We start from the raw sequence: 21,954 nt of genomic DNA on the forward strand, positions 1-21,954 counted from the left end.
CCCGGCTTCACGCTCCGGCTCGACACCGCGTTCCTGCGGCAAAGCGCCGCGCCACGGATTGCTTATTTGCTGGCGAGCCGCTCCGCCTTTTCCTTCGACCAGGCGGCAAGCTTGTCGCGAATGCCCTTCTGCTCGGCAAACATCTGCGAATTGGACGCCAGTTGCGCGCACAATTCGAGGCGGATGCCGTTCGGATCGAAGAAGTAGATCGACTTGAACACGCGGTGATCGGTCACGCCGAGCACCTCGATGCCATGCGCTTCCAGCCGCGCCTTCATCGCTTCCAGCTGCTCGACGGTGTCGACGCGCAACGCAATGTGGTTCACCCAGGCCGGCGTATTTGGCGATGGCGCGGGCGCCACGTCGTCGCCCAGGTCGAAGAACGCGAGACAGGAACCGTCCGTCATGCGGAAGAAGATATGCACGTACGGGCAGTATTCGCCGGTCGACGGCACGATGTCGGAGCGGATGTAGTGAAACAGCGGCAGGCCGAGGATGTCTTCATAAAAATGCCTCGTTTCTTCCGCATCGCGACAGCGGTAGGCGAAATGATGCAGTCCGTGAACCGGCACGGAGGCCGGCAAGGCAGCCGGCAGTCCGATCTGGGTAGTGGTTACCGAGTCCATGACGCCTCCTTACTTCCGGGTTAGCTCAGCCGGCGCAACCTGCTGGTCGATCGCGCCGAAAATCGATTTTCCGTTCGCGTCGAGCATCTCGATGCGAATCCGGTCGCCGAATTTCATGAACGGCGTCTTGGCCGCGCCGTCGGCGATCATTTCGAGGCAACGCTTTTCGGCGATACAGCTGTATCCCTTCTTCGCATCCTTGTTCGACACCGTGCCGGAACCGACGATGGTTCCGGCGCGCGCGTTGCGCGTCCTGGTCAGATGCGCGATCAGCTGCGGAAAATTGAATACCATGTCGACGCCGGCATCGGGCTGGCCGACCAGCGCGCCGTTCCAGGTCACGCGCAGCGGCAGGTGCACCTTCCCCTCCTTCCAGGCTTCGCCAAGCTCGTCCGGCGTGACCGCAACCGGCGAAAAGCTCGAAGCCGGCTTGGACTGGAAGAAGCCGAAGCCCTTCGCCAGCTCCGCCGGAATCAGATTGCGCAGCGAGACATCGTTGACCAGCATGAGCAGCCTGATGTGCGATAACGCCCGTTCCGGTGTCGTCCCCATCGGCACGTCGTCGGTAACGACCGCCACCTCGCCCTCGAAATCGATGCCCCACTCTTCCGACGCCAGTACGATATCGTCAGCCGGGCCGATGAAGTCGTCGGAGCCGCCCTGGTACATCAGCGGATCGTGCCAGAACGATTCCGGCATCTCGGCATTGCGCGCCTTGCGCACCAACTCGACGTGGTTGACGTAGGCCGAGCCGTCGGCCCACTGGAAGGCGCGCGGCAGCGGCGCCATGCAGCGTTTCGGATCGAAGTCAAAGGCACGCGGCGCCTTGCCGGCATTGAGCTGTTCGTAAATCCGCTCCAGTTGCGGCGCGACGAAGCCCCAGTCGTCCAGCGCGCGCTGCAGCGTCGGCGCGATGCCGTCGGCGATATGCGCCGACTTGAGATCGCGCGACACGACGGCAAGCTGGCCGTCGCGGGTGCCGTCTTTAAGTGTGGCAAGTTTCATCCGGTCTCCTTGAAAGGTGGCGCAGGGTAGCGTGTAGAGGCAAACTGCTTTACCATTGCGACAATTACGTATTATTAAATTAATTCACCATATCGTAATCCCGCTCCAGCATGAAATCAACCACCCTCTCGCCGGTCACGCCAGCCGAAACCGACGCCGTTAACGCGCGTCAAGGCATCCAGTCGGTGGAAGTGGCCGGCCCGCTGCTCCTGGCGCTGGCCAAGGCGCCCGGCCCGCTTGCGCTCTCCGCGCTGGCGAAAGGCGCCGGCATGCCGGCCGCCAAGGCCCACCGGTATCTGGTCAGCCTGATCCGCATCGGCCTGGTCGAGCAGGATGCGGCCAGCGGACTGTACGACCTTGGGACGCTCGCGCTCGAACTGGGGTTGGTTTCGCTGGGCAGGCTGGATGCGGTGCGGCTGGCGGACCGGACACTGGAGGCATTGCGCGATGCCACCAGCGAGACGGTCGCCTTGTCGGCCTGGGGCACTTTCGGCCCGACCTATATCCGCTTGCTGCAGTCGCGCCGGCCGGTCGCAATCAACCTGCAGATCGGCAGCGTGATGCCGATGACGTACACCGCCAGCGGGCTGTGTTTTGCGGCATTCATGCCGAAAGATGAAACGAAGGAACTGTTGCACGCCGAACTGATGCAGAATCGCCGCGAGCAGCTGGATGCGCCGCAATCGGAACAGGAATTCGCGCCGCTATTGCAGGAAACGCGGCAGCACGGGATGGCGCGCATGATCGGCCATCTCGATCCGGCGGCAGCGCGCGCACCCGGCCGCACGCGTGCCGCGGAACGCCTGATCGCCGGCTTCAACGCCTTCTCCGCCCCGGTGTTCGACCACGAGGGCAGGATGCGCTTCGCACTGACGGTGGTCGGTTCCGCCGCCCAGATCGACCATGAGTGGGAAGGCCCGGTCGCGCAACAAACCAGGGCGCATGCGCGGCAGCTGTCGCAGCGCCTCGGCTACCGGGAATAACTAGAACAAGCTGCCGACATTGAGCAGGGTGAGCACGCCCAGCACCGCGAAAATCGCCGCCGCAACCGCGTGCACCAGCTTCATCGAAACAGCCTTCGTGATTTTGCTGCCGAGCAGCACGGCGGGCGCGTTAGCGAGCATCATGCCGAACGTGGTGCCGGCCACGACCGCCCACAACTGCTCGTATTTCGCCGCCAGTGCAACGGTGGCGATCTGCGTCTTGTCGCCCATTTCCGCGAGGAAGAATGCGATCACGGTCGCGCCGAACACGCCGAAGCGCGCCGGCTTGGCTTCCACATCATCCAGCTCGTCCGGCACCAGCATCCACGCCGCCATCGCGAGGAAGGACAGGCCGAGCACCCAGCGCATGGCATCCTTGCCCACATAAGCAGTGATCCAGTTGCCGACGGCACCGGCAAACGCATGGTTGAATATTGTTGCGACGAAAATACCGAGGATGATCGGAATCGGACGGCGGAACTTGGCGGCAAGCAGCAGCGACAGCAGTTGCGTCTTGTCGCCCATTTCGGCCAGGGCGACGATGCCGGATGAGACGAGGAAAGCTTCCATGAAAACTCCAGGGCCGGACATGAACCGATGACCATGCGCACCCTCCGGCCCAAAGCAGAAGCGGCATGGTCAAAGGTCTCGCCAAACCTGAAGTCGCTTGCGCCATGATCGCGGATGGATCAAGTCTGTTGACGCAAGCCCCTCTCGCAATTCGGAGGGCGGCTACTCCCCAATGACGGACAGGATTCTAAGTCATTGCAGACAGGATGTCGAGCCGACGGAAAATAGTTATAACTCGTAGCTGTCTTTCACGCCGCTCATCACCTGCTCGATCAGCTTGCGATTCATCGTGGGCGTCAGCAATTCGATGAAACTGTATACATAGCCGCGCAAATAGGCGCCTTGCTTCAACGCCACCCGGGAGACGTTAGTGCCGAACAGGTGGCCGGCGGAAATAGCCCGCAAGCCCTTGTCGCGCTCTTCGTTGAATGCCATTCCCGCAATGATGCCGATCCCCATGCCCAGTTCCACATAGGTCTTGATCACGTCGGCGTCGATCGCTTCCAGCAATACATCGGGCTTGAGGCTTCTTATCGCGAAAGCATGGTCGATCTTGGCGCGGCCGGTAAAGGCGCTGTCGTAAGTAATCAGAGGAAAGGTGGCGATTTCTTCCAGGGTGATGGTGCTGGATTTGAGCAAGGGGTGCTCCGGCGGCACCACCACGACATGCTCCCATTGATAGCATGGCAAGGTCACCAGGCCGTCCACGCTGGCAATCGCTTCGGTTGCGATCGCCATGTCCGCCTGGTCCTTGAGCACCATTTCCGCGATCTGCTTGGGATTTCCTTGCAATAGCGACAATCGTACCTTGGGGAACCGGTGCATGAATGCCTGCACCACCGGCGGCAGCGCATAGCGCGCCTGGGTATGCGTGGTGGCGATGGTGAAGCTGCCGGTGTCCTGCGCCGCGAACTCCTTGCCGATGCGCTTGAGGCCGTCGATTTCCTGCATGATCAGCTCGACCGAGCGCAGCACCGCCCTGCCCGGCTCGGTCAGACCGCGGATGCGTTTGCCATGGCGGGTAAAGATATCCACGCCCAACTCTTCTTCCAGCTCGATGATGGCCTTGGACACGCCCGGCTGCGAGGTGTACAGCGCCTTGGCGGCCTCGGTCAGGTTGAAATTTTGCCGGACGGCTTCGCGCACGAAGCGAAGTTGATGCAGGTTCATCGTTTCCCTTGATTCATTGCCAACTTATTCGCATTTTTGTTTATGCCAAATAAGCATATAAGCAAATAAATACTAAGTAGTTTGGAATAAGGAATTAGTTTATTACGATTCGTACTCCTTTGTGCGAGGCTTCATGACTCTCTCTTATGTATTTTCCGGGTTCGCGGTCGGTGCCCTGGTCGGCTTGACCGGCGTGGGCGGCGGGTCGCTGATGACACCGCTCCTGACGCTGCTGTTCGGCGTCTCCCCCACGGTGGCGGTCGGCACCGACCTGGCTTTTGCCTCGACCACCAAGGCCGCCGGCACGCTGGCGCACCGCGTGCGCGGCACGGTACGCTGGGAAGTGGTGCGCCATCTGTGCATGGGCGCGCTGCCGGCAGCCGTCCTGGCGACGCTGGGGTTGAAATACTTCGGGGCGCTGGACAAGGAAATCGCCCACATCATCCGTTACTCGATCGCCGGCTCGGTACTGCTGACCGTGGTCGCGCTTCTGTTTCGCGGCCGCATGCAGGCCTGGGTGATTGCCCACCCGGAAAAGCAGCTGCAAGGCGTCAAGCTCGCCATCGCCACCGTGGCTGTCGGAGCACTGCTCGGCACGCTGGTAACCATTTCCTCCATCGGCGCCGGCGCCGTGGGTGCAACGATCCTGGTATTACTGTATCCTCGCCTGTCCCCGGCGGAAATCGCCGGCACCGACATCGCCTACGCCGTGCCGCTGACGGCCATCGCCGCGTTCGGCCACTGGTGGCTGGGTTCGATCGACTGGGAACTCCTGATGACGCTGCTGCTGGGCTCCGTGCCCGGCATTACGATCGGTTCGCTCGCCGCCAAGGCGATGCCCGAAAAGGTTCTGCGCGGCCTGCTGGCCACGACGCTCACCGGCGTCGCCGCGAAAATGGTTTTTTAAGAGATTGGAAGAGAGATGTATCGTTACGACCAATATGATCACCTGATCGTGAAGGAGCGCCTCGCGCAGTTCCGCGATCAGGTGCGGCGCCGCCTCGCCAACGAGCTGACCGAAGAGGAATTCCTGCCGCTGCGCCTGCAGAACGGCCTGTACATGCAGCGCCATGCCTACATGTACCGCATCGCGATCCCGTACGGCCTGCTGTCGTCGACCCAGCTGCGCAAGCTCGCCTACATCGCGCGCAAGTACGACCGCGGCTACGGCCACTTCACGACCCGCCAGAACATCCAGTTCAACTGGATCAACCTGGAAGAAGTGCCGGACATCCTGGAGCACCTGAACTCGGTCGAGATGCACTCGATCCAGACTTCCGGCAACGACGTGCGCAACACCACCGCCGACGAGTATGCCGGCGTCGCGGCCGACGAGCTGGTCGATCCGCGCCCGTATGCCGAGCTGGTGCGCCAGTGGAGCACCTTCCATCCGGAATTCGCCTACTTGCCGCGCAAGTTCAAGATCGCCTTCAACGCCGCCAAGGAAGACCGCGCGGCGCTGCAGATGCATGACATCGGCATCGAGATCGTCAAGAACGCGCAAGGCGAAATCGGCTACCGCGTGCTGGTCGGCGGCGGCCTGGGCCGCACCCCGATCCTCGGCAGCTTCATCTGCGAGTTCCTGCCGTGGCAGCACCTGCTGACCTATATCGAAGCGATCCTGCGCGTCTACAACCAGTATGGCCGCCGCGACAACAAGTTCAAGGCACGCATCAAGATCCTGCTGAAGGCCACCGGCGTCGAGGAATTCGCGCGCATGGTCGAGGAAGAATGGGCCGACCTGAAGGATGGTCCCGGCACCCTCACCGAAGAGGAATTCAACCGCATCGCCGCCTACTTCACGCCGCCGGCCTATGAAAAGCTGGAAAACGAAGATGCGCTGCTCAAGCAGCAGCGCGCGGAAAGCAAGGCCTTCGACAACTGGATGAAGCGCAACGTCAAGCCGCACAAGGTGCCCGGCTATGCCGCCGTCGTCATGTCGCTGAAAAAGCCCGGCGTACCGCCCGGTGACGCGACCGCCGAGCAAATGGATTTCGTGGCCGACATGGCCGACCGTTACAGCTTCGGCGAACTGCGCGTGACGCACGAGCAGAACCTGGTGCTGGCCGACGTCAAGCAATCGGAGCTGTTCGAGGTATGGCAGCAAGCCAAGGCGCATCATCTGGCCACGCCGAACATCGGCCTGTTGACCGACGTGATCTGCTGCCCGGGCGGCGATTTCTGCTCGCTGGCCAACGCCAAGTCGATCCCGATCGCGGCGGCCATCACCGAGCGCTTCGAGGATATCGACTTCCAGCACGACATCGGCGAGATCGAGCTGAACATGTCCGGCTGCATCAACGCCTGCGGCCATCACCATATCGGCAACATCGGCATCCTCGGCGTCGACAAGGACGGCTCCGAGTGGTACCAGATCTCGATCGGCGGCGCGCAGGGCAACCACAGCTCGGTCGGCAAGATCATCGGCCCGTCGTTCTCGGCACTGCAGGTGCCGGGCGTGGTCGATCGCCTGCTGCAGGTCTATGTGCGGGACCGCCTGCAGGGAGAGCGCTTCATCGATACGGTGCGCCGCATCGGTATCGAGCCTTTCAAGGAACATGTGTATGCGACGCCGATCGAAGGCGGCGCATTGGTAGGGGAAGACGAATATGCGTGAAATCATCAAGGATAAGGCAGTCGTCAACGACGACTGGACCGTGCTGAAACTGGCCGAAGGCGAAACACCGGAGGCGGTTGCCGTCCCGGCTGGCAAGTTCATCGTGCCGCTGACGGTATGGGAAGCGCAGCGCACCGAACTGAAGAAGCGCACGGACATCGGCGTATGGATCGCCAGCCACGAACGGCCGGAAGTGCTGAAGGAAGACGTGACACAGCTGCCGGTGATCGCGGTCGATTTCCCGAAGTTTTCCGATGGCCGCGGCTTTTCGATCGCCTACAACCTGCGCGTGCGCCTGGGATATGCCGGCGAACTGCGCGCCATCGGCGACGTGTTGCGCGACCAGATGTTTTACATGCAGCGCGTCGGCTTCAATGCGTTCGCCACGCGCGAGGATCGCAACATCCACGACGCACTGAAGAGCCTGTCCGATTTTTCGGAAGCCTATCAGGCCGCCTGGGACATGAAGCTGCCGCTGTACCGCCGCGCCGAGCGCGGTCAGAAAGCAGCGCAGGAATAAGCGATGGCCGATTTCAACGCCTTGGTGGCCGCCACGCAGGCCACACTGAGCCGGATTGGCAGCGACTTCTCCCCGGCTGTGTTCGCCTCCAGCCTCGCGGCCGAGGACATGGTTCTGACCGACATGATCCTGCGCGCAAAGCTGCCGATCACAATCTTTTCGCTGGAGACCGGCCGCTTGCACAGGGAAACCTTGGGCATGCTCGACCGCATCAGGGAAACCTACGACTACGAAGTAAAACTGTTCAAGCCGGAGCAATCCGCAGTGGATGCCTACGTCCAGCAGCATGGCTTGAACGCGTTCTATGACAGTGTCGAGATGCGCAAGGAATGCTGCCGCATCCGCAAGGTGGAGCCGCTGAAGCGCGCCCTAGCCGGCAACAAGGCCTGGATCACCGGACAGCGCCGCGCGCAGTCGACCACCCGCGCCGAACTCGCAGTGCAGGAAGACGACGCCGCGCACGGCATGGCCAAGTTCAACCCGCTGGCCGACTGGTCGGAAGAGGATGTGTGGAACTACATCCGCAGCAATAACGTGCCGTATAACCCGCTGCACGACAAGGGTTATCCGTCGATCGGCTGCGAGCCCTGCACCCGCGCCATCCAGCCGGGCGAAGACGTGCGCGCCGGACGCTGGTGGTGGGAGAACCCGGAATCGAAGGAATGCGGCCTGCACGTGGTCGATGGCAAGCTCGTCAGAATCAAATCGGTGGCAAACTAAAACATGAATACAGCAGTCGAAAAACTCTTTTTGGATGCAGCCAGCAACCGGCACCTGGACTGGCTCGAATCGGAAGCGATCCATATCATGCGCGAGGTGGCGGCAGAGTGCTCCAACCCGGCGCTTCTGTTCAGCGGCGGCAAGGACTCGGTGGTCCTGCTGCGCATCGCGGAGAAGGCATTCCGTCCGGGCAAATTCCCGTTCCCGCTGGTGCACATCGATACCGGTCACAATTTTCCGGAAGTGATCGAATTCCGCGACCGCCGCGCCAAGGAACTGGGCGAGCGCCTGGTCGTGCGTTCGGTCGAGGACTCGATCAAGCGCGGCACGGTACGACTGCGCAATCCGCAAACCGATTCGCGTAACGCTGCGCAGGCGGTGACCCTGCTGGAAACCATCGACGAATTCAAGTTCGACGCCTGCATCGGCGGCGCCCGCCGCGATGAAGAGAAGGCCCGCGCAAAAGAGCGCATCTTCTCGTTCCGCGACGAATTCGGCCAATGGAACCCGAAGGCGCAGCGCCCCGAACTATGGGACCTGTATAACACCCGCGTCCATCCGGGCGAAAACATGCGCGTGTTCCCGATCTCGAACTGGACCGAACTCGACGTGTGGCAGTACATCGCGCGCGAACAGCTGGCACTGCCGCCGATCTACTTCGCGCACGAGCGCCAGGTGATCCCGCGCAATGGCCTGCTGGTGCCGCTGACGAACCTCACTCCCGCGCGCGAAGGCGAGACGGTCGAAACCCGCGTGGTGCGCTTCCGCACCGTCGGCGACATCTCCTGCACCTGCCCGGTCGCGTCCGACGCAGCCGATGTGGATGCGATCATCGCCGAAACCGCGGTCACGCAAATCACCGAGCGCGGAGCGACCCGCATGGATGACCAGACTTCCGAAGCATCGATGGAAAAACGCAAGAAAGAAGGATATTTCTGATGAACGCCGCAGTTGCAGAACAAGTACTTTCTAACGCCAGCGCCGAGCGCGGCCTGCTGCGCTTCATTACCGCCGGCTCGGTCGACGACGGCAAGAGCACGCTGATCGGCCGCCTGCTGTTCGACAGCAAAGGGATCTTCGCCGACCAGCTCGACGCGATTTCGCGCGCCAAGCACAAGCGCACCGTGGGCGACACGGTCGACCTTTCCCTGCTGACCGACGGCCTGGAAGCCGAGCGCGAGCAAGGCATCACGATCGATGTGGCGTACCGTTATTTCGCCACACCGAAGCGCAAGTTCATCATCGCCGACACCCCCGGCCACGAGCAGTACACCCGCAACATGGTGACCGGCGCATCGACCGCCGACGCGGTGATCATCCTGATCGACGTGTCGAAAGTGAAGCTGGGCGACGACGGCAGCGTGGAACTGCTGACGCAGACCAAGCGCCATTCGACCATCGCTCACCTGCTGCGCATCGAGCACGTGATCGTCGCGGTCAACAAGATGGACCTGGTGAATTACGACCAGACCGTGTACGACCGCATCGTCGCGGCCTACAAGCAGTTCGCGCAACAGCTCGGCCTGGCCGACGTGCATCCGATTCCTCTGTCGGCGCTGGCCGGCGACAACGTGGTGGAAGCCTCCGACAAGATGCCCTGGTACAAGGGCCCCACGCTGATCAGCCTGCTCGAATCGCTGTCCGTCTACGACGAAGCGCACGAGCAGCCGCTGCGCTTCCCGGTGCAGCTGGTGGCACGCCATAACGGCCACGAAGCGAACGACTTCCGCGGCTATATGGGCCGTATCGAAGCCGGCAAGGTCAGGAAGGGCGACAAGCTGGTGGTGCAGCCGAGCGGCCAGAGCGCAACGGTCAAGGATATCCTGACGCTGGAAGGCTCCTTGCAGTCCGCCGTCGCCGGACAGTCGGTCACGATCCTGCTGGACGAGTATCTCGACATTTCGCGCGGCGACATGCTCTCCTCCGCGGAGCAGCCGGCCACGCTGCAGAAGACCGTCACCGCAGACGTCTGCTGGCTGTCGGAAGAACCGCTCGACATGCGTCGCAAGTACTGGCTCAAGCACACCACCAAGCAGGTGGCGGCGCGCGTGACGAAGATCGACACGCTGCTCGACATCAATACACAGGAGTGCCGCCCCGCCGATGCGTTGAAGCTGAACGATATCGCGACCGTATCGATCAACGTGCAGCAGCCGCTGGCGGCCGATGCGTATGACGCGATCCGCTCCACCGGCGCGTTCATCCTGATCGACGAGGTGACGCACCAGACCGTCGCCGCCGGCATGATCCGCATCGCCTGATTACAGCAGCTCATGTCAAAACTGCCCGCGCAGAACACGTTCGGCAAAGTCGTTCTGCTCGGCGCCGGCCCGGGCGCCGCCGACCTGATCACGGTCCGCGGCGCCCGCATCCTTTCCCAGGCCGATGTCGTGCTGTACGACGCGCTGGTCACCGACGACATGCTGGCGCTGTGCCCGCAGGCGGAAAAGATCTCGGTCGGCAAGCGCTCCGGGCAACGCTCGACCGCGCAAACTTTCATCAATCAGCAACTGGTCTATTGCGCAAAGAAATACCAGCTGGTGGTACGCCTGAAAGGCGGCGACCCGATGATGTTCGGGCGCGCCGACGAGGAGCTGCACGCGCTGGAAGCCGAAGGCATCGAGGTTGAGATCGTGCCAGGCATCACGGCCGCGCTGGCCGCCGCCGCCTCGACCAAACAGCCGCTGACCAAGCGCGGCGTGGCGCGCAGCGTCGCGTTTTTCACTTCCGCCACCGCGCCGAACCACCCTGAACACACCACCCTGCCCGACTGCGACACCCTGATCCAGTACATGGGCGGCAGGGAGGCGATCGTCACCGCGCAAAAATTGCTGGCGCAGGGACGCTCTCCCGACTTGCCGCTCGTGGTGGTGGAGAACTGCAGCCGCGACAACGAGCGCGTGCTGCGCCTGCGTCTGGCCGATCTGGAAAAAGGGCTGGCCGATTGCAGCGGGCCGGTGCTGGTGATGATAGGCGAGGCAATGGCGACACGAAACAAGCGCGGCTGAATCCGATCCGGCGCCGCTACCCTTCAAAGCGTCGAGATGCAGTAGCGCGCAATCGCGCCGAGCACCTGTTCATCCTCGCCTACAGCCTGGGCGGTCTTCAATGTGAGGCCGGGATATGCCTGGCGCAACTGCTCCATCATCAGCGGCAGGTCGCGCAGCACATGCCCGCCCTGCCCGAAGAATACCGGCACCACGGTGACGTCGCCGCAGCCGTCCCGCACCAGTTGTTCCACCAGTTCCGGCAGGCGCGGCGCCATCAGGTCGAGGAAGGCGAGCGACACCGACAGGTCGGGCGCCTGCGCCTGGATGATTTGCTGCAACTGCTGGAACGGTTCGGCCCAGCGCGGATCGCGGGCGCCGTGCGCAAACAGGACAAGTGCGCGTTTTTTCATGGTCAATGTCTTTCCACCCAAAGCAGCGCGCCGATCGCCAGCACCAGGAAGGAAGCGCTCGGCAGCAGCGCCGTCGCCAGCGCCGGCCAGGTATTGAGCAAGCCCAGGTGCGAGAACAGGCTGTTAAGCAGCTGGAAACTCACGCCGATCATGATGCCGATGAAGATCTTCAGGCTCACGCCGCCGGCGCGGAAATGCAGGTAGGCGAACGGCAATGCCAGCGCCATCATCACCAGCGCCGCGAACGGGTAGACCAGCTTCTTCCAGAACGCGATTTCATAGCGCCCGGTGCTCTGGTTGTTTTCCGCCAGATGCTTGATGTAGGCCGACAGGTCGAGCGCCGACATGCGGTCCGGGTCGGCGAACAGCACCGACAGGATGTCGGGCGTGATTTCCGAGATCAGCTTTCTTGACGGCTCGCGTGCCGTCTTCACGGTGGAGGTGACATCCGGAGCGCCGGTCGAGAAAGTTGTCTCCGCCACGTCCGACAAGCGCCAGGCGTTATTGCCCTGGTAGTCCGCATGGACTGCCGTCACCACCGCGGTCAGGTGAAAGTCGCGGTCGAAATCGTACAGCGTCACCCCGCGCAACTGGCCGTCAGGAGTCACCTCGTGCACGTTCAAAAAGCGCGAGCCGATGGCTTCGCCGGTCAGCCCGTTCTCGCGGATCACATCCTTGGTCCAGTAGCCGGAACGGAATTCCTGCGAAATCATCGAGCCCTGCACCTGCAGCTTCAGCTTTTCCGCGAACTGGCTGGATGCCGGCGCAATGAATTCGCCGAACAGGAAAGTCAGCAGCACGAACACGATGCCGACCTTGGCCAGCATGAAGCCCGCCATCCGCGTGGACAGGCCGGAAGCGCGCATGATGGTGAATTCGGAGCGCGCCCCGAGCTGGGCGAGCGCATAGATCGTGCCGATCAACGCCGCGATCGGCATCAGTTCATACACGTAGCCGGGCAAGCCCAGCGCCACGTACATGAACGCATGCTGCAGCTTGTAGCCGCCGCGCCCGACCTCGGGCAACTCGCTGATCAGGTCGAAGAACGCAAACAGCGCCAGGAAGGCCACCAGCACGAAGAAGACCGCGCCAACGATTTCGGACGCGACATATCTTTGCAAGACTTTCATGCCCGCGCGGCCTTTCTGAACATGACGGTGCGCTTGAATGCGCCCCACAGCGCCGCCGGATGGCGCGGGCTGTTGATGAACAGGCGCCAGGCGAACAGCAGCGCGATCAGCAGGGCGGCCGTCAGATGAATCGGCCACGACGCGACCCCGAGCGACAGGCGCTCCTGCACCACGGCGGCCTGCAGCACGCTGACCATATTGCTGTAGACAACGAAGAGCAGCAGCGCGATCAGCAAGTTGGCGGAGCGCCCGCCGCGCGGATTGACGAAGCCCAGGGGAATGGCAAGCAGCATCAGCAGCAGGCACATCAGGGGCAAGGAGGCGCGCCACAGCAATTCGCCGCGGTTGAACTTGTTCGGATCGGCCAGCAGGGCCGGTGTGGGCAGCGAACGGGCCGACTTGTCCCCCACCACCGCCTGCGACTGGCGCCCCACCAGCACGCCGTAACGCTCGAACTCCATGACGCGAAAATCCGGCTGGTTGGTGATGCCGTCATAGCGGCGTCCCTTGCTCATGACCAGGAACTTGTCGCCATGCTGATCGAGCGCGACCGAGCCTTCCCTGGCGACCACGACGCTGGTGCGCCCGTTCTGCACGGTGTTGACGAACACGTTCCTGACCTTGGTGGCGTCGCCGCTCACGCCCTCGACGAAGAAGATGCGGTCGGCCGATGCCGATTCCTGGAATTTTCCCGGAGATACTTTTGCGATGTCTTCGCGCTTTTCGAAACGCTCCCGGAATTCGGCGCTCTGGCGCGCTGCCCAGGGTGTCAGGATGAAAGAGAGCAACGCGGTCAGCACCACGATCGGCACGCCGAACGACAGCACCGGCGCGATCCAGCGCGTCAGGGAAAGTCCGGACGCGAACCATACAACCATTTCAGAGTCCTGATAACTGCGCGTCACTACCACCAGGACGGAAATAAACCCTGTGAGAATAAGGATGACCGGCAGATAATTAAGTGCCGCGAAGCCGATCAGCGCGATCACATCCGACGATGCGACCTTGCCTCCCGCGGCCTGGCCGAGGATCTTGATGAGCATCACGGTGATGGTAATGGTGAAAAGCGTGGTGAAGACAGCGCCTGCGGTACTTACCAATTCGCGTCGGAGAGCGCGCTGAAAGATCATTGAATTGAAGACTATAATTGCGTCTGGATAAGGAGCGACTCATGGACTTTAGCATAAAAACATACGACGCAAAAACCGGCGTCGCCAGCATCAAAACGGGCTGCCTGGTCGTCGGCGTATTTGAAAACAAGAAACTGTCGCAAGCCGCGCGCGAGCTCGACGGCAAGGGCGCCATCAGCGCCGCGCTCAAGTCGGGCGACATCAGCGGCAAGGCCGGCTCCACCCTGCTGCTGCGCGGACTGGACGGCGTCGCGGCCGAACGCGTACTGCTGGTCGGCCTCGGCAATGACGAAGCGGTGAGCGACAAGACCTTCGTCTCCGCCGTGCAGGCCGCCGGGCGCGTGTTTGCTTCGCTCGGCAGCAGCGATGCGCTGCTGGCGCTGCCGCTGGAAGGCGTCAAGGAGCGCGACGCCGCCTGGGCGACGCGCGCGGCGATCCTGGCCTTGCGCGACGGCGCCTACCGCTACGACACCACCAAGAGCAAGAAGGACGAAGCGCCGACAGGCGTGAAGAAGGTCGCGCTTGCCGCCTCCGGCGCCGCAACGCCTGCCGCCAAGGCCGCCGTGACGCAAGCCGTTGCGATTGCCAACGGCGTGGCCCTCACCAAGGACCTCGGCAATCTTCCCAGTAATATCTGCACGCCGACCCACCTTGCCAATGTCGCGAAGAGCCTGGCGAAGGATTACAAGTTCGGCGTCGAAGTGCTGGACCGCAAGCAGATCGAGGCGCTCAAGATGGGCAGCTTCCTGTCTGTCACCAAGGGCAGCGAAGAACCGCCGAAGTTCATCATCCTGAAGCACATGGGCGGCAAGGCCAAGGATGCGCCGATCGTGTTGGTCGGCAAGGGCATCACCTTCGATACCGGCGGCATTTCGATCAAGCCGGGCGCCAACATGGACGAGATGAAGTACGACATGTGCGGCGCAGCGTCGGTGCTGGGCACCTTCCATGCGATCGGCGAGATGGGCCTGAAGCTCAACGTGATCGGCGTGATCCCGACCTGCGAAAACATGCCTTCCGGCCGCGCCTCCAAACCGGGCGACATCGTTGTCTCGATGTCGGGCCAGACCATCGAAATCCTCAACACCGACGCCGAAGGCCGCCTGATCCTGTGCGATGCGCTGACCTACGTCGAGCGCTTCAAGCCGGCGGCCGTGATCGACGTGGCGACGCTGACCGGCGCCTGCGTAACCGCGCTCGGCCATCACAACTCCGGCCTCTTCACGCGCAGCGACGACGCGCATGACGCGCTGGCCAACGAGCTGCTGGCCGCGGGCAAGACCGCCGGCGACACCGCGTGGCGCATGCCGATCGAGGACGCCTACCAGGAACAGCTGAAGTCGAACTTCGCCGACATGGCCAATATCGGCGGGCCGCCCGGCGGCAGCATCACGGCAGCCTGCTTCCTGGAGCGCTACACCCGCAAGTACACCTGGGCGCACCTGGATATCGCCGGCACTGCCTGGAAATCCGGCGCGGCCAAGGGCGCGACCGGGCGCCCAGTGCCGCTGCTGACCACCTTCCTGATCAACAAGGCCAGCGGCAAGAAAGCGGCATAAGGAACGGCATGAGGATCGCCACCTGGAATGTGAATTCGCTGAAGGTCCGCCTGCCGCAGGTGTTGCAGTGGCTGGCGGACAATCCTGTCGATGTGCTGTGCCTGCAGGAGACCAAGCTGACCGATGATAAATTCCCGGTCGGCGACATCGAGAAGATCGGCTACCAGGTCGTCTTCACCGGCCAGAAGACCTACAACGGCGTGGCGATCATCTCGAAATATCCGATGAGCGAGGTAGTGAAGAACAATCCTCGCTTCGAGGATGAGCAGCAGCGCATCATCGCCGCGACCATCGAAGGCATGCGCGTGGTGTGCGCCTACATTCCCAACGGCCAGGCGGTCGACTCCGACAAATACCAGTACAAGCTGCGGTGGCTCGATGCGCTGCACGACTGGCTGGCCGACGAATCGAAGTCGCACGAAAACCTGGCGCTCCTGGGCGACTACAACATCGCGCCCGAGGACCGCGACGTGCACGATCCTGCCGCCTGGGCCGGGCAGGTGCTGTGCTCGGAGCCGGAGCGCGCGCAATTCCGGCGCCTGCTCGATCTCGGCTTCAAGGATGCGTTCCGCCTGTTCGAGCAGCCCGAGAAGCTGTACAGCTGGTGGGACTACCGCATGATGGCGTTCCGCCGCAACATGGGGCTGCGCATCGACCATATCCTGCTGTCGAACACGCTGGCCGCGCGCTGCAATGCCTGCGCCATCGACAAGGCGCCGCGCAAGTGGGAGCAGCCGTCGGATCATGCGCCGGTGATCGCGACGCTTTCCTGAAGATCATCGCCCGAGCAGCACCCGCATCTGCGCCAGCAGCTGTTCCGCGTCCACCGGCTTGGACGCATAATCGGATGCGCCGGCGGCCAGGCATTTTTCACGGTCCCCCTTCATCGCCTTGGCGGTCAGCGCGATTATCGGCAAATTCTTGAAGCGGGGATCGCTGCGGATCTTCTGTATCGCCTGGTAGCCGTCCATATCCGGCATCATGATATCCATTAGCACGATGTCGATGTCGGCTACGTCATTCAGGCGCTCGATGGCTTCGGCGCCGGCTTCTGCCGCCAGCGCCGTCATCCCGTGGTTTTCCAGCAGGCCGGTCAGCGCAAACAGGTTGCGCACGTCGTCGTCGACGATCAGCACCTTGCGCCCGTCGAGAGACACGTCGGCGGCGTCCTGGGGCGGCGTTGGCCGGCTCCTGGCCAGGCTGTCTTTCACCCGGTGCAGGAACTGCCCTGTTTCCATCGTCAGGCGATCCAGCGCGCTGTCGCCTTCCGTCACCACGGTCGCATTCAGCCGTTCAATTTCTTCTTCCGTCGCGCGCGCGATCGGATGCGCGGTATAGACGACGACCGGCAGGTCCGCCAACTCCTGCCTGCGGCGGATTTCCCGCAGCAGCGACTCGCCGCTCATGTCCGGCAGGTCGAGGTCCAGCACCACTCCCTGGTACTGCCTGCCGTGTAGCGCGGCCAGCGCTTCGGTCGCGCTCGGAACCGCGTCCAGCTCCAGCCGTTCGCCCTTGAGCGCTGCCACCAGGGTATCGCGCTTGGCCGCGTCGTTTTCGACCACCAGCAGGGCGCGGATCGGCCGCCCCAGGTGATGCGTGATGCGGCTGAACACCTGCCCCAGCGCGCTGATGTCGGCCGGCTTGGCGGTATAGCTGCTCACGCCGTGTTCGGCGGCCGCGGACGGGCGGTCGCGGATGGAAATGACGTGGATCGGGATGTCTCGCGTGGCCGGATGTGCCTTCAGTTGTTCCGCCACCTCCCAACCGTCGGCGTCTGGCAGGATCAGGTCCAGCGTGATCGCATCGGGGCGGTATTTGCGCGCGAGCATGAGGCCATCCTCGCCGCTTTCCGTCATCAGGGTCTTGAAGCCATTGTCATGCGCCATATCACGCAATGAACCGGCAAACACCGGATCGTCTTCGATAATCAGGACCAACCGGTCGCCCTCGGCGATCGTCATGCGATCGTCCCACAGTGCCTGTGCGCGGTGCGGCGCGGCCGCCGGCTGCGCAGCCCGCGCTTCGCCACGCGCACTGGCCTGCCTTGCCTGCGGCGCTTTTTCGGCCGGCATGCCCGGCATCTGCTGCGGCAGGTAGAAGGTGAACTTGCTGCCGACGCCCTCTTCGCTCTCGGCGCGCAGCTCGCCGCCCAGCAGGTAGGCGATCTCGCGGCTGATCGCCAGGCCGAGGCCGGTGCCGCCGTAACGTCGCGAAGTGCCCGCATCGGCCTGCTGGAAGGCTTCGAAAATGATTTTCTGCTTGGATTGCGGGATCCCGATGCCCGTGTCCGTCACGGAAAACGCGATCACCAGCGGTGCGCGGTTGAGGATTTGATGCGCCGGGCTCCAGCCGCTTCGCGCGACATGCGCCGACAGGGTCACGCTGCCCTTGGCCGTGAACTTGATCGCATTGGACAGCAGGTTCTTGAGCACCTGTTTGAGGCGTTGCTCGTCGGTGCGGATGTAGGCAGGCAGCCCGGAGGCGAACTCGACGCTAAAGTCCAGCCCCTTGGCCTCGGCCAGGTGGCGGAAGGTCTTGTCCACATACTCCCTCAATTCATCGCCCGGCACATCCTCGATGTCGAGCGTGACGCTGCCGGACTCGATTTTCGACAGGTCCAGGATGTCGTTGATCAGGTGCAGCAGGTCGCTGCCGGAACCGTGGATGATCCGGATCATTTCTAGCTGCTTGTCCGACAGGTTGCGGTCGCGGTTCTGCTGAAGCTGCTCGGCCAGCAGCAGCAGGCTGTTCAAGGGCGTGCGCAATTCGTGCGACATGTTGGCGAGGAATTCCGACTTGTATTTCGAGGTCAGCGCCAGCTGTTCCGCCTTTTCCTGAAGGTTGCCGCGCGCGACTTCGATTTCGCGGTTCTTGCGCTCGACTTCGGCGTTCTGGTCGGATAGCTGGCGCGCCTTCTGTTCCAGCTCCGCATTGGTCTTCTGTAATTCGTCCTGCTGCGACTTGAGTTCGTTGGCCAGCGACTGCGACTGCTGCAAGAGCGTTTCGGTGCTGCTGGCGGTCTCGATCGAGTTGAACACGATGCCCAGGCCCTCGGCCAGCTGGTCCAGGAAGGTCAGGTGGATCGCCTGGAAGCGCTCGAACGCGGCCAGCTCGATGACGGCCTTGACCTGCCCTTCGTACAGGATGGGCAGCACCACGATGTTGCGCGGCACCGCCTGCCCCAGTCCCGATACGACCTGCACGTAGTCGTCCGGCAGGTTGGTGACCAGAATGCGCTGCTTCTCGAAGGCCGCCTGACCGACCACGCCTTCGCCGACGGCCCAGTTCTGCGACAGGTTCTTGCGCTGCTGGTAGCCGTAGCTCGCCATCAGCTTCAGGCGCATGGCCGCGCCCTGCCCCTGCATCAGGTACAGCACCGCGTGCGGCGCGGCCACCAGCGGCGCCAGTTCCGACAGCAGCATGCGCGACAGGGTGATCAGGTCGCGCTGCCCCTGCAGCATGCGTGTCAGCCGCGCCAGGTTGGTCTTGAGCCAGTCCTGCTCGGTGTTGTGCTCGGTGGTCTCCTTCAGGTTGCGGATCATCTGGTTGATGTTGTCCTTGAGGTCCGACACCTCGCCGCGTGCCACCACCTGGATCGAGCGCGTCAGGTCGCCCTTGGTCACGGCGGTGGCCACCTCGCCGATGGCGCGCACCTGGGTGGTGAGATTGGCGGCCAGTTCGTTGACGTTGTCGACCAAGTCTTTCCAGCTCCCGGCCGCGCCGGGCACCACCGCCTGGCCGCCGAGCCGTCCTTCGGCTCCGACCTCGCGCGCCACGCGCGTGACCTGGTCGCTGAAGGTGGCGAGGGTGTCGACCATGTCGTTGATGGTTTCGGCCAGCGATGCCACCTCGCCCTTGGCCGGCACCATCATCTTTTGCTTGAGATTACCGAGCGCAACCGCGGTCACCACCTTGGCGATGCCGCGCACCTGGTCGGTGAGGTTGTCCGCCATCAGGTTGACGCTGTCGGTCAAATCCTTCCACACGCCGGACACGCCTTTCACGTTCGCCTGCCCGCCGAGCCGCCCTTCGGTGCCGACCTCGCGCGCCACCCTGGTCACCTCGCTGCTGAAGGCATTGAGCTGGTCGACCATGACGTTGATGGTGTCCTTGAGCTCCAGGATTTCGCCGCGCACGTCGACCGTGATCTTGCGCGACAGGTCGCCGTTGGCCACGGCCGTGGTGACGGCGGCGATATTGCGCACCTGCGCGGTCAGGTTGCCCGCCATCAGGTTGACGTTATCGGTCAGGTCCTTCCACACCCCGGCCACCGCCGGCACGTAAGCCTGGCCGCCCAGGCGCCCTTCGGTGCCGACCTCGCGCGCCACGCGCGTGACTTCGCCGGCGAAGCCGTTCAACTGGTCGACCATGGTGTTGATGGTTTCCTTCAGCTGCAGCACTTCGCCGCGCACGTCGACCGTGATCTTCTTCGACAGATCGCCGTTGGCCACGGCGGTGGTGACGGCGGCGATATTGCGCACCTGGTCGGTCAGATTGCTCGCCATTAGGTTGACGTTGTTGGTCAGATCCTTCCATACGCCCGACACGCCCTGGACCTGCGCCTGCCCGCCCAGCTTGCCCTCGGTGCCGACCTCGCGCGCCACCCGCGTCACCTCGCCGGCGAACCGGTTCAGCTGGTCGACCATGATGTTGATGGTGTCCTTGATCTGCAGGATCTCGCCCTGCACCGCGACCGTGATCTTCTGCCCCAGGTCGCCGCCGGCAATCGCGGTCGCCACCTTCGACACGTCGCGCAGCTGCACGGTCAGGTTGCCGGCCATTGCATTGACGTTGTCGGTCAAGTCCTTCCATACGCCCGACACGCCCACCACTTCGGCCTGTCCGCCCAGCTTGCCCTCGGTGCCGACCTCGCGCGCCACCCGCGTCACTTCGCCGGCGAACCGGTTCAGCTGGTCGACCATGATGTTGATGACGTCCTTGATCTGCAGGATCTCGCCCTGCACCGCGACCGTGATCTTCTGCCCCAGGTCGCCGCTGGCAATCGCGGTCGCCACCTTCGACACGTCGCGCAGTTGCACGGTCAGGTTGCCGGCCATCGCATTGACGCTGTCGGTCAAGTCCTTCCATACGCCCGACACGCCCACCACTTCGGCCTGCCCGCCCAGCTTGCCCTCGGTACCGACCTCGCGCGCCACCCGCGTCACTTCGCCGGCGAAGCTGTTCAACTGGTCGACCATGATGTTGATCGTGTCCTTCAGTTGCAGCACTTCGCCCTTCACATCGACCGTGATCTTGCGCGACAGGTCGCCCTTGGCCACCGCCGTGGTGACCTCGGCGATGTTGCGCACCTGCGCAGTCAGGTTGCTGCCCATGGCGTTGACGCTGTCGGTCAAGTCTTTCCACACGCCCGCCGCGCCCGGCACCAACGCCTGCCCGCCCAGCTTGCCCTCGGTGCCGACCTCGCGCGCCACCCGCGTCACCTCGCCGGCGAAGCTGTTCAACTGGTCGACCATGATGTTGATCGTGTCCTTCAGCTGCAGGATTTCGCCCTTCACGTCGACGGTGATCTTCTTCGACAGGTCGCCCTTGGCCACCGCCGTGGTGACGTCGGCGATATTGCGCACCTGGCCGGTAAGATTGCTCGCCATCAGGTTGACGTTATCGGTCAGATCCTTCCATACGCCCGACACGCCCTTGACCTGCGCCTGCCCGCCCAGCTTGCCCTCGGTGCCGACCTCGCGCGCCACCCTCGTCACCTCGCCGGCAAAGCTGTTCAACTGGTCGACCATGATGTTGATGGTGTCCTTCAGCTCCAGGATCTCGCCCTTCACGTCGACCGTGATCTTGCGCGACAGGTCGCCCCTGGCCACCGCCGTGGTGACCTCGGCGATGTTGCGCACCTGGCCGGTAAGATTGTTTGCCATCAGGTTCACGTTGTCGGTCAGGTCCTTCCACACTCCGGATGCGCCGGTGACCTGGGCCTGTCCGGCCAGCTTGCCTTCGGTGCCGACCTCGCGCGCCACGCGCGAGACTTCGCTGGAAAAGCTGTTCAACTGGTCGAGCATGGTGTTGATGGTCTTGGCATTCTTGAGGAATTCGCCTTTCAAAGGCCTGCCTTCGACTTCCAGCTCCATGTCCTGGTCGAGCGCTCCGCGCGCGACCGCGCCGATCACCCGTCCCGAGTCGCGGATCGGCTGTACCAGGTTATCGATCAGGGTATTGATGGAACGCACTTCCACGCCCCATGCGCCGTCTTCCTTGTCGCAGGAAATGCGCCGGCCGAGCTGGCCTTCCATGCCGACGATTTCGGAAACTTGCTCGATGTTCTTGGCCAGATTTTCGTTGGTGGCGACGATCTCGTTGAATGCCTCCGCGATCTTGCCGTGCATGCCTTCCCAGTGCAGCGGAAGGCGCACGCTGAAATCGCCCTCGCGCACCGCGTTCAATGCCCGCAGCACGGTGACGTGATCCAGCGTATCGGCTTCAGGGCCCTGCTCCATGATGGCGCGGTCGTGCGCGCGCCTGGCATAGTTGCGGCGTTCATGCGTTACGGATTCCTGCCC

General features: G+C 63.2%; 18 protein-coding genes and 1 riboswitch. Of the genes, 10 read left to right on the forward strand and 8 right to left on the reverse strand.

Going from position 1 to position 21,954, the window contains the following annotated elements; all coding sequences use genetic code 11:
* Window positions 1-62: 62 nt before the first annotated feature.
* Both FAY22_RS11045 and FAY22_RS11050 read right to left on the reverse strand, forming a co-directional pair.
* Complete coding sequence (locus tag FAY22_RS11045) at window positions 63-626, reverse strand: VOC family protein (RefSeq protein WP_146330247.1); 564 nt, start codon at window positions 624-626, stop codon at window positions 63-65.
* A 9-nt stretch (window positions 627-635) separates the two neighbouring features.
* A complete protein-coding gene (locus FAY22_RS11050; RefSeq protein ID WP_146330248.1) occupies window positions 636-1,631 on the reverse strand; it encodes a fumarylacetoacetate hydrolase family protein in 996 nt (331 codons plus the stop codon).
* 110 nt (window positions 1,632-1,741) lie between these two features.
* On the opposite strand from FAY22_RS11050, the gene FAY22_RS11055 reads away from it, so the two are divergent.
* On the forward strand, window positions 1,742-2,614 hold the full coding sequence (locus FAY22_RS11055; RefSeq protein WP_146330249.1) for an IclR family transcriptional regulator: 873 nt from the start codon (window positions 1,742-1,744) through the stop codon (window positions 2,612-2,614).
* On the opposite strand, the gene FAY22_RS11060 is transcribed toward FAY22_RS11055, so the two are convergent.
* Together FAY22_RS11060 and FAY22_RS11065 are read right to left on the reverse strand one after the other, a co-directional pair.
* Window positions 2,615-3,184, reverse strand: coding sequence for a TMEM165/GDT1 family protein (locus tag FAY22_RS11060; RefSeq protein WP_146330250.1), 570 nt, complete (start codon window positions 3,182-3,184; stop codon window positions 2,615-2,617).
* Between the two features lie 3 nt (window positions 3,185-3,187).
* A riboswitch (yybP-ykoY riboswitch) is annotated at window positions 3,188-3,367 on the reverse strand.
* A gap of 45 nt (window positions 3,368-3,412) precedes the next feature.
* Complete coding sequence (locus FAY22_RS11065) at window positions 3,413-4,354, reverse strand: CysB family HTH-type transcriptional regulator (RefSeq protein ID WP_146330251.1); 942 nt, start codon at window positions 4,352-4,354, stop codon at window positions 3,413-3,415.
* 133 nt (window positions 4,355-4,487) lie between these two features.
* Here FAY22_RS11065 and FAY22_RS11070 point away from each other — a divergent pair, with 133 nt between their 5' ends.
* From FAY22_RS11070 to cobA, 7 genes are read left to right on the forward strand one after another with little or no spacing between them, the layout of a single operon-like run.
* A complete protein-coding gene (locus FAY22_RS11070; RefSeq protein ID WP_146330252.1) occupies window positions 4,488-5,261 on the forward strand; it encodes a sulfite exporter TauE/SafE family protein in 774 nt (257 codons plus the stop codon).
* Window positions 5,262-5,276: 15 nt separating this feature from the next.
* Entirely contained in the window at window positions 5,277-6,971 is a 1,695-nt protein-coding gene (locus tag FAY22_RS11075) for a nitrite/sulfite reductase (RefSeq protein WP_146330253.1), read from the forward strand.
* The gene (locus FAY22_RS11080; RefSeq protein WP_146330254.1) at window positions 6,964-7,491 is read left to right on the forward strand and encodes a DUF934 domain-containing protein; all 528 of its coding nucleotides are present in this window, start codon (window positions 6,964-6,966) and stop codon (window positions 7,489-7,491) included. Before FAY22_RS11075 ends, FAY22_RS11080 begins: the two co-directional genes overlap by 8 nt.
* Before the next feature lie 3 nt (window positions 7,492-7,494).
* Complete coding sequence (locus tag FAY22_RS11085; protein WP_146330255.1) at window positions 7,495-8,211, forward strand: phosphoadenylyl-sulfate reductase; 717 nt, start codon at window positions 7,495-7,497, stop codon at window positions 8,209-8,211.
* Window positions 8,212-8,214: 3 nt separating this feature from the next.
* Complete coding sequence (gene cysD, locus FAY22_RS11090) at window positions 8,215-9,150, forward strand: sulfate adenylyltransferase subunit CysD (protein WP_146330256.1); 936 nt, start codon at window positions 8,215-8,217, stop codon at window positions 9,148-9,150.
* Complete coding sequence (locus FAY22_RS11095; RefSeq protein ID WP_146330257.1) at window positions 9,150-10,472, forward strand: sulfate adenylyltransferase subunit 1; 1,323 nt, start codon at window positions 9,150-9,152, stop codon at window positions 10,470-10,472. Before cysD ends, FAY22_RS11095 begins: the two co-directional genes overlap by 1 nt.
* A 12-nt stretch (window positions 10,473-10,484) precedes the next feature.
* Window positions 10,485-11,219, forward strand: a complete 735-nt coding sequence (cobA, locus tag FAY22_RS11100; protein ID WP_146330258.1) for a uroporphyrinogen-III C-methyltransferase — start codon at window positions 10,485-10,487, stop codon at window positions 11,217-11,219.
* 23 nt (window positions 11,220-11,242) lie between these two features.
* On the opposite strand, the gene FAY22_RS11105 is transcribed toward cobA, so the two are convergent.
* The 3 genes from FAY22_RS11105 to lptF are packed head-to-tail and all read right to left on the reverse strand — an operon-like array spanning window position 11,243 to window position 13,871.
* Entirely contained in the window at window positions 11,243-11,611 is a 369-nt protein-coding gene (locus tag FAY22_RS11105; protein WP_146330259.1) for a sirohydrochlorin chelatase, read from the reverse strand.
* A 2-nt stretch (window positions 11,612-11,613) separates the two neighbouring features.
* Window positions 11,614-12,741, reverse strand: a complete 1,128-nt coding sequence (gene lptG / locus FAY22_RS11110) for an LPS export ABC transporter permease LptG (RefSeq protein ID WP_146330260.1) — start codon at window positions 12,739-12,741, stop codon at window positions 11,614-11,616.
* The gene (gene lptF, locus FAY22_RS11115) at window positions 12,738-13,871 is read right to left on the reverse strand and encodes an LPS export ABC transporter permease LptF (protein ID WP_146330261.1); all 1,134 of its coding nucleotides are present in this window, start codon (window positions 13,869-13,871) and stop codon (window positions 12,738-12,740) included. The genes lptG and lptF overlap by 4 nt, the downstream gene beginning before the upstream one ends.
* Before the next feature lie 41 nt (window positions 13,872-13,912).
* Here lptF and FAY22_RS11120 point away from each other — a divergent pair, with 41 nt between their 5' ends.
* Window positions 13,913-15,430 carry a leucyl aminopeptidase gene (locus FAY22_RS11120; protein WP_146330262.1) on the forward strand — a complete coding sequence of 506 codons (1,518 nt, stop codon included), beginning with the start codon at window positions 13,913-13,915 and terminating at the stop codon, window positions 15,428-15,430.
* Between the two features lie 8 nt (window positions 15,431-15,438).
* Complete coding sequence (gene xth, locus FAY22_RS11125) at window positions 15,439-16,203, forward strand: exodeoxyribonuclease III (RefSeq protein ID WP_146330263.1); 765 nt, start codon at window positions 15,439-15,441, stop codon at window positions 16,201-16,203.
* Between the two features lie 3 nt (window positions 16,204-16,206).
* Here the strand turns inward: xth and FAY22_RS11130 are convergent, their stop codons facing one another.
* Entirely contained in the window at window positions 16,207-21,891 is a 5,685-nt protein-coding gene (locus FAY22_RS11130) for a HAMP domain-containing protein (protein ID WP_146333411.1), read from the reverse strand.
* Between the last annotated feature and the right edge of the window lie 63 nt (window positions 21,892-21,954).

The sequence above is a fragment of the Noviherbaspirillum sp. UKPF54 genome (assembly GCF_007874125.1).
GTDB lineage: Bacteria > Pseudomonadota > Gammaproteobacteria > Burkholderiales > Burkholderiaceae_D > Noviherbaspirillum.